We start from the raw sequence: 8,897 nt of genomic DNA on the forward strand, positions 1-8,897 counted from the left end.
CGGCGGTTCGGCTCGAGCCTTGGAGTGTGGACGCCGGCCTTGGCATGCGTCCCGTGGTGGCTCCGCCTCCCGCCCCGTCGTCGGCCGACGTCGTGGTGCACGTCCCCGGGGCGGCTCCCCCCTTTTTTTTGGCGCCCGGCAGACGCGGCACGGGGCCGTGGCGCGCCGCACCCTCGCCGCACCCGTCCCCCGGGGCCGCCGGCCCCGCACCCGACCGTCGCGGGCCCCGTCAGGGGTCCGGCCCCCGCGTCGGCGGGGAGCACTCGGGCTTCGGCACCGATAAGGGCCCGACCAACGGAAGCACCCCCGCGTCGGCGGGGAGGACGTTCCCACGTTCCGAGAGCGGCCGGGTGTACACGTCCGTGACCTTCGAGAGGACCCGCCTCGTGCGTCTGGCCCGCTTCGCCGTAGCGACCGCCGTGCTCGCCGCCCTCCTGATCCCGACGACCGCCGACGCTGCCTCCGCCGCCGAGCCTGGGGAAACCGTCACCCTGCCGGTACGGGACGCACTCGCCAGCTCCCGATGCTCCGACGTCCCGATCACTGTGACGACGGCCCGGTAGGCGATCACCTCGGGAAAGCCACGTCTCCCGAGGCCAAGGACAGCACCACCACCCGGGCCGACGTGCGGGCCGCCTGGTGGGCCCGCGCCGAGGAGGTCGTCGACGACGTCGACGCGATGATCCGCCGCGCGATCACTGGCCCTGAAGGACCCGACGGCCCGTCTGTGGCAGGCCCCGGCGGCGGCCCGGTCATGCCCTCCCCGCAGGAGATCGCCGCGTTCATCTGGCGGCGCGACGGCGGCCTGACCGAGTCACGAAAGTCCGTCAACCGCGCCGACGTCCTGGCGCACGTCATCGACGTCTGCCCGTTCGGCGTGCCCGACCTGGCGGCCGCCGAGGCCCTGACCGGCGCCGTGCTCGCCGTCGACGGCGAGGCCGTCGCCCTACCCGTTGCGACGAGGGAGGCGCCTACTGTTGCGCGAGCCAGAGGGCTATTCCCGGGCGTCCGTGCAGGTCGCCACGCGGTTTCGCCGGGGCCGGGGATCGGGGGCTCGCTCACCTGGGTGCACGTCGGCCGGGCCGCCGCGGCCGTCACTCGGCGGCGGAGCCGGGACGAAGCCGCCGACGACCGGCTCGCCTGGGAAGGGCATCGTCCTCCGTCAGCCCGGCGGCGGGAGCTGCGTCGATTGGGTCCGCAGCAGCCGATGGCATGGTCCGATTCCTTCGGGGATGGCGAGTCGGGTGCCGTCCGTTTGTCCCCAGCTCGTTGGACGGTTCGTTATGCCCTGAAGCTGGCGGGCTTCCATGTCGTCGACCAGGCGGACGACAGCACGCCGGGGCTGCGGGTGAGCGAGGCGCCCGCGGGCGTGCTGGTGAGCTGGACGACGTCGCACGGGTTCACCGCGCTGGCGGCAGATCAGCCTGGGGCGTGGAGCGATGGGATGCGGGTGGTGGTGCAGGCGGCGGTGGCGGGCCTGCTGGTCCAGCGCGGGCACACGGTGGCCGAGACGCTGGACGGGAACGGCATCGTGGTGCTGGCGGAGGGATCAGCGGCCGGTCCGTGACCGGGCTCCCCGATTCTGCCGGCAGGGAAAGACCCTTCGACCTCCCTCCAGGTGTGAGGACCCTTCCCCGACCGGCTCCGGATGGCTACCCGGCCGCCCGGGTCTCACGCCGTCACGGCCCTGCTCTCGTATTGCTGCCGCCACCCGGCAAGTAGCTGAGCGTGACGGCCTGGGCATCGGTCTTCGGGGGTGGGTCCGGTGCCGGTAGCGTGCTGCCGACGACGCGATGTGAAGGGTGGGGCCCTTGCCGTCGGACGGTGGCTGGCTCCCAGCGGCCCGGCGTCGCCGAGAGGCAGCAGCGGGGTGCCGTGCTTTTGAGCGGCGTTAAGGGCTTGGCTCGAGGTTACTCGGCGGGTATGGCGAAGCTGCATCTTCCAGGGCGAAAAGATTCTCACCGCGATGACGAGGTGCTGGCGCCGCAGGAGGCCGGGCCGGGTCCGGAGGTCGAACGGCGTGCCCCGGACGCCCCGACCAAGCTGCCCAGGCGATCGTGGGGCAGAGTTTTCAAGGGGACGCTGAAGGAGTTCAAGGACGACGAGTTGACCGACCGCGCCGCGGCCTTGACGTACTACGGGGTGCTGTCGCTGTTCCCCGCGCTGCTGGCGTTGGTCTCCTTGCTGGGCCTCGCCGGGAAGTCGGCCACCGGCGCGGTGTTGGACAACCTCAAGCAGTTCGCCCCGGGCTCGGCCCGCAACATCATCACCGGGGCCGTTCAGCAGTTGCAGGGCAACGCCGGTGTCGGATCGGTCATGGCCATTGTCGGCCTGGCGTTGGCGATCTGGTCGGCGTCCGGGTACGTGGCGGCGTTCATCCGTACCTCCAACGCCGTCTACGACATGCCCGAGGGCCGTCCGGTGTGGAAGGTCCTACCGGTGCGGGTCGGGGTCACGGTCGTGCTGATGGTGCTGGCCGTGATCAGCGCGCTGATCGTCGTCTTCACCGGCTCCCTGGCCCGCCAGGCCGGACAGGCGCTCGGGATCGGGGACACGGCACTGACAGTGTGGTCGATCGCCAAGTGGCCGGTGCTGGTCGTGCTGGTCACTGTCATGATCGCGATCCTGTACTGGGCGAGCCCCAACGCCAGGGTCAAGGGATTCAGGTGGGTCACTCCGGGCAGCTTCCTGGCCCTTGTGATCTGGATGGTCGCCTCCGCCGGCTTCGCGTTCTACGTCGCCAACTTCCCCTCCTACAACAAGACCTACGGCACGATGGCCGGTGTGATCGTCTTTCTGGTCTGGCTGTGGATCACCAACCTGGCGATCCTGCTGGGCCTGGAGTTCGACGCCGAGACCGTGCGGCAGCGGGCCGTCGCGGGCGGGCATCCGCCGGAGGCTGAGCCGTACACCCAGCCCCGCGACACCCGCAAATGGGACGAGGAAGACCGGCGCCTCCTGGACGAGACCTGACTGCGGCCCAGCGCCGCTGCCGGGAATGTCCGGTGATCTATGGGATACCCGCAGGGTATGAGGTTGCTGGCAGGGATTCGTGAGACAGACCGCAGCCTGACCAAGCGGCTCGCTGCCAGTGCGTCACCCGGCCTTCACCGGACGCTGTCAGTGGTGAAGGAGGCAGCGGAGGGGAGCAAGCTGTGGTGCGGCGCGGCCTCCCGAACCGGTGCGGCAGAAGGCAGCCCAGGGGGCGCAGGCGGCGCGGGACAACCGCGCCCTGCTGCGGCAGCCGGCGTGGCCGTCCTGGTATGGCTGGCATGTCGCCGTACGAAGGGGTGAGCGGATGAAGGCCTCGAAGATCGCCTACAAGCCGGTCGGTCTGGCCCTGGGAGCCGTCAGCGGCATGCTCGCCGGAGCCGTGTCCAAGCAGGCGTGGAAGATGCTCGGCCACGACGAGGACGCCCCCGACGCCACCGACGAGGAGCGCGCCTGGAGCGAGGTGCTGCTCGCCGCCACCTTGCAGGGCGCGATCTTCGCCGGGGTCAAGGCCGCCGTCGACCGAGCCGGCGCCGCCACCACACGCCGTCTGACCGGCACTTGGCCCGGCTGACATCCAAGGCGAGACGGGGGTGCCGGTGTGACGTGGATACCGGCACCCCCCTGCGAGGTTCTTCCCCGTACGGAAAGGTCCCAGGCCGTGTCCGCTTCCCCACGCGTTGCCCGCGCTGTGTGCCGCGGCAGCCATCGGCGTCATCCTGGCCGCACGGTGGGCCGCCACCCAGCCGTCACGAAACCGCCATGGCGCCAGCGCCGCTCGGCCTCCGTGGCGCCGCTCCGCACCCGCACCCGGCCAGACCCCACCCGCAGCGCCGGACGAGGCCGCGGGGTCAGCCGTGAAGGACGCCGAGGAACACGTCCAGCGCTGCTGGCGGCAACTGCGAACCCACCCTGGCCGGCCCGACTGACCAGATGCGCCACTGGTCAGGACGATGCTTCTGAAGGTTGTGTGAACTCGGCTGGCCTCGCTTTTGCCTGCTGAGGGCTCGGGCAGGCTGAGGTCATGGGGATAGGGCAACGGCGAAAAGCTGATCGTCGACTGCGTGTGTCCAGCGTGAGGGCGGGCGACCGGGTGACAGTGCCGGTGGTGGGCGAGGTGGACTTTGAGACGCTGCCCCGGCTCAGGGCAGAGCTGGACACCGCTGTGTCCAGCGGGGCCCGGTATATCGAGGTCGACTTCGGCCGGGTGGAGTTCTGCGACTGCTCGGGCCTGTCCGTCCTGCTGGATGTCCGTGCTCGCGCATGGCGGGCAGGATCCTGTTTCTGCGTGAGTGGCCCGGTCGCGCCCGTGGTCGCCCGGTTGTTCCAACTGACGGAAGCAGGACCTCTGTTGTTGAAGCGGGCAGCATGACCGGCTCCGGGACGATCGATGGAACCGTGGTTGGTGTTGAGATTGATCATGGTCGTGAGCTGCTTGGAGGATCGGCAGCATCTGATGGCATGATCCGACTCTTTTGGGGCAGGCGAGGCCGGTGCTGCCGTTCATCCCGAGCTCGTTGGACGGGTTCGCCATGTCCTGAAGCTGGCGGGCTTCCATGTCGTCGATGAGGCGGACGACACCACGCCGGGGCTGAAGGTGGGCGAGACGCCCGCGGGTGTGCTGGTGAGCTGGACGGCCTCCCACGGGTTCACCGCGCTGGCGGCAGATCAGCGTGGGGCGCCCAGCGACGGGATGCGGGTGGTGGCGCAGGCCGCGGTGGGGGCCTGCTGGTCCAGCGCGGGCACACGGTGGTGGAGACGCCGGACGGGAACGGCACCGTGGTGCTGGCGGAGAAGCCGGCGGCCGGTGCGTGACCGCCCGCCTTCGTCTCACGCCGTCACAGCTGGCGGCCGACTGGGTCAGGACCGGGGTCGTCGGCCAGCACGATCGCCGAGGTGATCCGCTTGCCCACCGGTTCGCGGTGGATGGCGAAGGTCTGCCCGACGGCCATCACGATCTCCAGCCCGTGCTGGCCGATCCGGGTCGGGTTGGGCGCGAGGATCTGCGGTGGGGTCGGGTTGTTGTCCCATACGGTCACCTCGACCGCTCCGCCGTTGACTTCCAGGGTCAGCAGGCACGGGCCGGGTGCGTACTTGCGGGCGTTGGTGACCAGCTCGCTGACCACGAGCTGCACCATGCCCATCGCCCGTCCGGAGACCGGCAGCCCGTGGACGGCCTGCACATCGGTGAGGAATCCACGGGCGAGGTCCCGGGCGACGGCGATGTCTTCACTGCCCTCGAACGCACCGGACGCCGAGATGACGTCCCCCAGCAACGATTGCCCGTCTTCGCCGTCTGCTGTCTGATCCATGCCGCTCCGCCTCGCCCCCGTGCCCAAACGTGCTTCGCTCGTTTACCCCCGAACCTTCACATCAGGCGCGGCCGGGTCGGGCAGGGAGGTGGTGTCGGTGTCGTCTGCGCGGGCCTTGGTGTCAGCGTCCTCGCCCAGGACGGGGCGTCTACCGAAGGGGCCGTCCTCGCCGAGCAGAGCCCCGAGAGCTGGGGCGCCCTTCGCACGGTGAAGACCGTAGATCATGCGTTCACGCTCCCCGCCATCTGGTCCGGAATGCTCCCGGCGCTCTGGAGGGCGGCGAAGTCGGCGTGCGCCTGTTCGACTGCTTCCGGATACGCCTGCCGCTTGGCATGTTCGGCGAGTGCCCGGTAGATGCTGGACAGGCTCGGGTTCTGTCCCTTGCGCTTGCCGGTGGGGATGATCAGATCGGGCTGGATCTGCTCGACTGTCTCGCCGTGCGCGCGGCGGCGCAGGACGGTGTGGAGCATGTCGTCGGTGATGACCGGCGGCTGGCCGCCGTGCTTGCCCTTGCGGGCCGCGGCATCGAGCCCTTCCAGCGTCGACTCGCGGATGTTCTGCCGCTCGGTCTCCGCCATCGCGGCGAAGAACGCGAACAGCAGGCGGCCGTGCCCGGCTGCATCGTAGGTCCCGGCCAGGGGTCCGGCGAGCATCTCCAGGACCAGGCCGTGGGCGCGAGGTGGTCGGCGAGCGCGGTCAGCTCGGCGGCGTCGCGGCCGAGCCGCTTCATCTCGTACACCGTGAAGATCACCCGGCAGTGCGGGGCGTGCGCCTTGATCTCCCGGGCGGCTGCCAGCGCCTGTTCGAACTTGGGACGGACCCGCACCGGGTGCTGATCTTCTCAGCGAAGATCTTGTCCCGGGGGATGTTCTTCGCGGCGAGCGCGTCCAACTGGCTGTCGAGTTCCTGGCCGAGAGTCGAGCAGCGGGCGTAGCCGATCCGGATGTCCGCACTCGGGGCCTCCGCGTCGAGCGGCGCCGGGATCGGAGTGCCGGGCCGCCACGGCTCGCTTCGTTTCGGTAGAAGTGGATGCGATGTGTCGGCCTCATGTCAGTGAGAACGTGTCAGTCAGGGTTGAGCGGGAGGAGCGTGTTTCTGCTGGTCGTCGGCCGGTGGCTGGTGCTTGCCACTGACACGGCGGTGGTACTTCGCGACCTCGAGGCTGTCATGGGATGGTACGTCCCCAACTGGCTCACTGCCACGAAGACGGCACATCGCAGATGAACTGGTCCTTGCTGCGGCCGCGTCCGTAGACGTGGCAGAACAGCCGGTCGGGACTGGTCTCGGCGTCCGGCCGCAACCAGGTGGAGACGTCCACCGCCAGCACGATCCGGCCGTCGACCGCACGCGGCACGGGCAGTGAGGCCAGCAGGCTCCTCAGCCGGGACGGCTCGGCCCAGCCGGCGTTCAGCGCCTGGTAGAGGGCGCCGTGCCCGCGCCGGTGCTCGGCCTCCAGACTCAGGTCGATCGACCAAAGTCTGTACAGGCCCGTCCTTGCACAAGATCGCGTCGGTCAGCTCGAAGAGCGCGTCCGCGCGGGCGTACAGACACTCGTAGAACTCGACCCGAAAGCGGGACAGGACGTCCAACGCGTCACCCGCGGACCCAGGGACAGGCAGACTCATAGGCAGCGGCCGTTCTCTCGCACTTCGTTACTCAACATCTCGAAGCGTGAAGAACGGCCGCCTCGACTGTCCCGGGAAGAACCGCAGATCAGCAGGTCGGGTGACCCCCGAGGTTAAACAACAAGCTCAGACTCAGACACCTGGGCGGGTCGCCGGTGCGACCTCCGGCGATAGGTGGCCAGAGAGGCCGGGAATTGTGCTGGTCGGCGGTCGGCGCTCAATGGCGGTTGGCCATTTTGCTCAGAGATAGTTGGCCATCGCGGCCCTGACTTCGATGTGGCGCGTTGGCGGGGTTCGCCACCTATTGCGCTCAGCTGGCGGTGCGGGTCATAGACGGACAACGATCAGGGCGATGTCGTCGCGGGCGCCGCTGCTGACGCCGAGGTGCGCGAGCAGGGCGTCGGCGAGGTGTTCGGGGCTGTGGCGGGCATAGCCGGGCGAGGGCGTCAGTGAGGCGTTGGAGGCCGGCGTCGATGTCCTCGCCGCGGCGTTCGATGAGGCCGTCGGTGTAGAGCACGAAGGTATCGCCGGGAGTGAAGGTCAGGTCGGCCTGGGGGCGGGAGACGCCGGCAGGCTGTTCGACGCCCGGCATACAGCGCACCTCCGATCTGTTCACAAAGGTGAGGGATGTGCCGGTCGGCCCCCTCCCCCGCGAGGGCGTCTCTCGCCCACCGCGGCCACTCACCAGGCCGGCATGATGGGAGCAGGAATGAGCGTTGCGACCACCACGACATCCGTGACCAGGGTCCTCAAGGTCTGGAGCCGGGCGGCGCTGCACCCGCTCTTCCTGGTCGTCCCCCTGGCTCTGATCGTCTCCATCCCGGCGGCCGACGCGTTCCTGCCTCCGGACATCCACCTCGCCCACCTCCTGGTCGTCGCCACGGCGGTGACCGCCATGGGCGCGGGCCCGCGCCCCACGGCCCTGATCGGTGGCCTCGCGATACTCGCGCTGATCGCCGCGGGGGCGGAGCGGCGGACCCTGGGCACCGAGAGTGTGCTGGTCGAACTCGCTTCGCTCACTGTGCTCTCCGCCCTGCTGTTCGCCTTCACCCACCTGCGGGACCGGCACCAACGGGAACTGAGCAGAGCGCGCACCGTTTCCGACACCGCACAGCGGGTCGTCATGCGCCCGCTCCCCCGGCGGGCCGGGCCGGTGTCCCTCGCCGCGGAGTACCACAGCGCCGAGGCCGACACCTACATAGGCGGCGACCTCTACGCCGCGGCCCGTACCTCCGACTCCACCCGACTGATCATGGGTGACGTCCGGGGCAAGGGCCTCGCCTCGATCAGCGACACGGCGATCGTGCTGGGTGCTTTCCGCGCTGCGGCCCATCGGCGGATCCCGCTGACGGAGCTGGTCGCCTACCTCGAGGACGCCGTCCGCTGGGGCCTCGCGGAGCTCTCGGAATGCGAGCCCGACGCCGCCGAACGTTTCGTGACCGCCGTGGTGCTCGACATCCCGGACGACGAGCCGGTGGTGCACATGATCAGCTGCGGCCATCCGCCGCCCCTGCTGCTGGGCCGGGCGACCGGGACCGTCACCGCGCTCCAGGTGAGCGAACCCGCCCCGCCGCTCGGCCTCGGCGCCATGTCCGACGACACGTATACGGCGGCGACCTTCCCCTTCCACGAGGGGGACAGGATCCTGCTCTACACCGACGGCGTCACCGAGACCCGCGACGGCGCGGGCACCTTCTACCCGCTCGCCGACCGCCTCGCGAGGTGGGTCGACCACGCCCCCGGGCCGCTCCTGAAGCAGATCACCGCCGACCTGCGGGCCTATGTGGGCGGTCTACTCGACGACGACATGGCCATGATGATCGCCCAGCGCGGCCAGGCACCGGCGGCCGCCTGAGCGGAGTCGAGAACGCTGCTGGGCCGGCGCCCCCGGACTAAGGGCTCGCAGAGAATCAACGTGTTGCTTCGCGTGATTCGGCTCGTTGTTGTGATATGAGCGTCTCCGATGAGG

General features: G+C 70.0%; 9 protein-coding genes and 2 pseudogenes. 6 read left to right on the forward strand and 5 right to left on the reverse strand.

Annotation, left to right across the window (positions count from 1 at the left end):
- Nucleotides 1-362: 362 nt before the first annotated feature.
- The 5 genes from LZ604_RS34965 to LZ604_RS34985 all read left to right on the forward strand — a co-directional run bounded on the left by LZ604_RS34965 (nucleotide 363) and on the right by LZ604_RS34985 (nucleotide 4,363).
- On the forward strand, nucleotides 363-563 hold the full coding sequence (locus tag LZ604_RS34965) for a hypothetical protein (RefSeq protein WP_234520217.1): 201 nt from the start codon (nucleotides 363-365) through the stop codon (nucleotides 561-563).
- Entirely contained in the window at nucleotides 524-1,567 is a 1,044-nt protein-coding gene (locus tag LZ604_RS34970) for a hypothetical protein (RefSeq protein WP_234520219.1), read from the forward strand. Before LZ604_RS34965 ends, LZ604_RS34970 begins: the two co-directional genes overlap by 40 nt.
- A gap of 356 nt (nucleotides 1,568-1,923) precedes the next feature.
- On the forward strand, nucleotides 1,924-2,973 hold the full coding sequence (locus LZ604_RS34975; RefSeq protein WP_234520221.1) for a YihY/virulence factor BrkB family protein: 1,050 nt from the start codon (nucleotides 1,924-1,926) through the stop codon (nucleotides 2,971-2,973).
- A gap of 325 nt (nucleotides 2,974-3,298) precedes the next feature.
- A complete protein-coding gene (locus tag LZ604_RS34980; protein WP_234520231.1) occupies nucleotides 3,299-3,565 on the forward strand; it encodes a DUF4235 domain-containing protein in 267 nt (88 codons plus the stop codon).
- A 450-nt stretch (nucleotides 3,566-4,015) separates the two neighbouring features.
- Entirely contained in the window at nucleotides 4,016-4,363 is a 348-nt protein-coding gene (locus LZ604_RS34985; RefSeq protein WP_267972218.1) for an STAS domain-containing protein, read from the forward strand.
- A 466-nt stretch (nucleotides 4,364-4,829) separates the two neighbouring features.
- On the opposite strand, the gene LZ604_RS34990 is transcribed toward LZ604_RS34985, so the two are convergent.
- From LZ604_RS34990 to LZ604_RS35010, 5 genes and pseudogenes are all read right to left on the reverse strand, one after another.
- Nucleotides 4,830-5,303, reverse strand: a complete 474-nt coding sequence (locus LZ604_RS34990; RefSeq protein ID WP_234520225.1) for an ATP-binding protein — start codon at nucleotides 5,301-5,303, stop codon at nucleotides 4,830-4,832.
- Between the two features lie 42 nt (nucleotides 5,304-5,345).
- Nucleotides 5,346-5,528, reverse strand: coding sequence for a hypothetical protein (locus LZ604_RS34995; protein WP_234520227.1), 183 nt, complete (start codon nucleotides 5,526-5,528; stop codon nucleotides 5,346-5,348).
- The gene (locus tag LZ604_RS35000) at nucleotides 5,525-5,956 is read right to left on the reverse strand and encodes a recombinase family protein (protein ID WP_234520229.1); all 432 of its coding nucleotides are present in this window, start codon (nucleotides 5,954-5,956) and stop codon (nucleotides 5,525-5,527) included. Before LZ604_RS35000 ends, LZ604_RS34995 begins: the two co-directional genes overlap by 4 nt.
- 548 nt (nucleotides 5,957-6,504) lie before the next feature.
- Nucleotides 6,505-6,928: pseudogene (locus LZ604_RS35005) on the reverse strand (transposase); the annotation flags it as partial.
- A 327-nt stretch (nucleotides 6,929-7,255) separates the two neighbouring features.
- Nucleotides 7,256-7,505, reverse strand: a pseudogene (locus tag LZ604_RS35010) (SpoIIE family protein phosphatase); the annotation flags it as partial.
- Between the two features lie 132 nt (nucleotides 7,506-7,637).
- On the opposite strand from LZ604_RS35010, the gene LZ604_RS35015 reads away from it, so the two are divergent.
- Nucleotides 7,638-8,783, forward strand: coding sequence for a PP2C family protein-serine/threonine phosphatase (locus LZ604_RS35015; protein WP_234520230.1), 1,146 nt, complete (start codon nucleotides 7,638-7,640; stop codon nucleotides 8,781-8,783).
- Nucleotides 8,784-8,897 lie beyond the last annotated feature (114 nt).

The organism is Streptomyces glomeratus (assembly GCF_021462825.1).
Classification (GTDB): domain Bacteria; phylum Actinomycetota; class Actinomycetes; order Streptomycetales; family Streptomycetaceae; genus Streptomyces; species Streptomyces glomeratus.

Excerpts from the sequence above, each read along its gene's own strand:
- LZ604_RS34990 (WP_234520225.1), bottom strand. The coding sequence starts at position 5,303 with ATGGATCAGACAGCAGACGGCGAAGACGGGCAATCGTTGCTGGGGGAC.
- LZ604_RS34975 (WP_234520221.1), top strand. The coding sequence starts at position 1,924 with ATGGCGAAGCTGCATCTTCCAGGGCGAAAAGATTCTCACCGCGATGAC.
- LZ604_RS35000 (WP_234520229.1), bottom strand. The coding sequence starts at position 5,956 with ATGCTCGCCGGACCCCTGGCCGGGACCTACGATGCAGCCGGGCACGGC.
- LZ604_RS35015 (WP_234520230.1), top strand. The coding sequence starts at position 7,638 with ATGAGCGTTGCGACCACCACGACATCCGTGACCAGGGTCCTCAAGGTC.
- LZ604_RS34970 (WP_234520219.1), top strand. The coding sequence starts at position 524 with ATGCTCCGACGTCCCGATCACTGTGACGACGGCCCGGTAGGCGATCAC.
- LZ604_RS34980 (WP_234520231.1), top strand. The coding sequence starts at position 3,299 with ATGAAGGCCTCGAAGATCGCCTACAAGCCGGTCGGTCTGGCCCTGGGA.
- LZ604_RS34995 (WP_234520227.1), bottom strand. The coding sequence starts at position 5,528 with ATGATCTACGGTCTTCACCGTGCGAAGGGCGCCCCAGCTCTCGGGGCT.
- LZ604_RS34985 (WP_267972218.1), top strand. The coding sequence starts at position 4,016 with ATGGGGATAGGGCAACGGCGAAAAGCTGATCGTCGACTGCGTGTGTCC.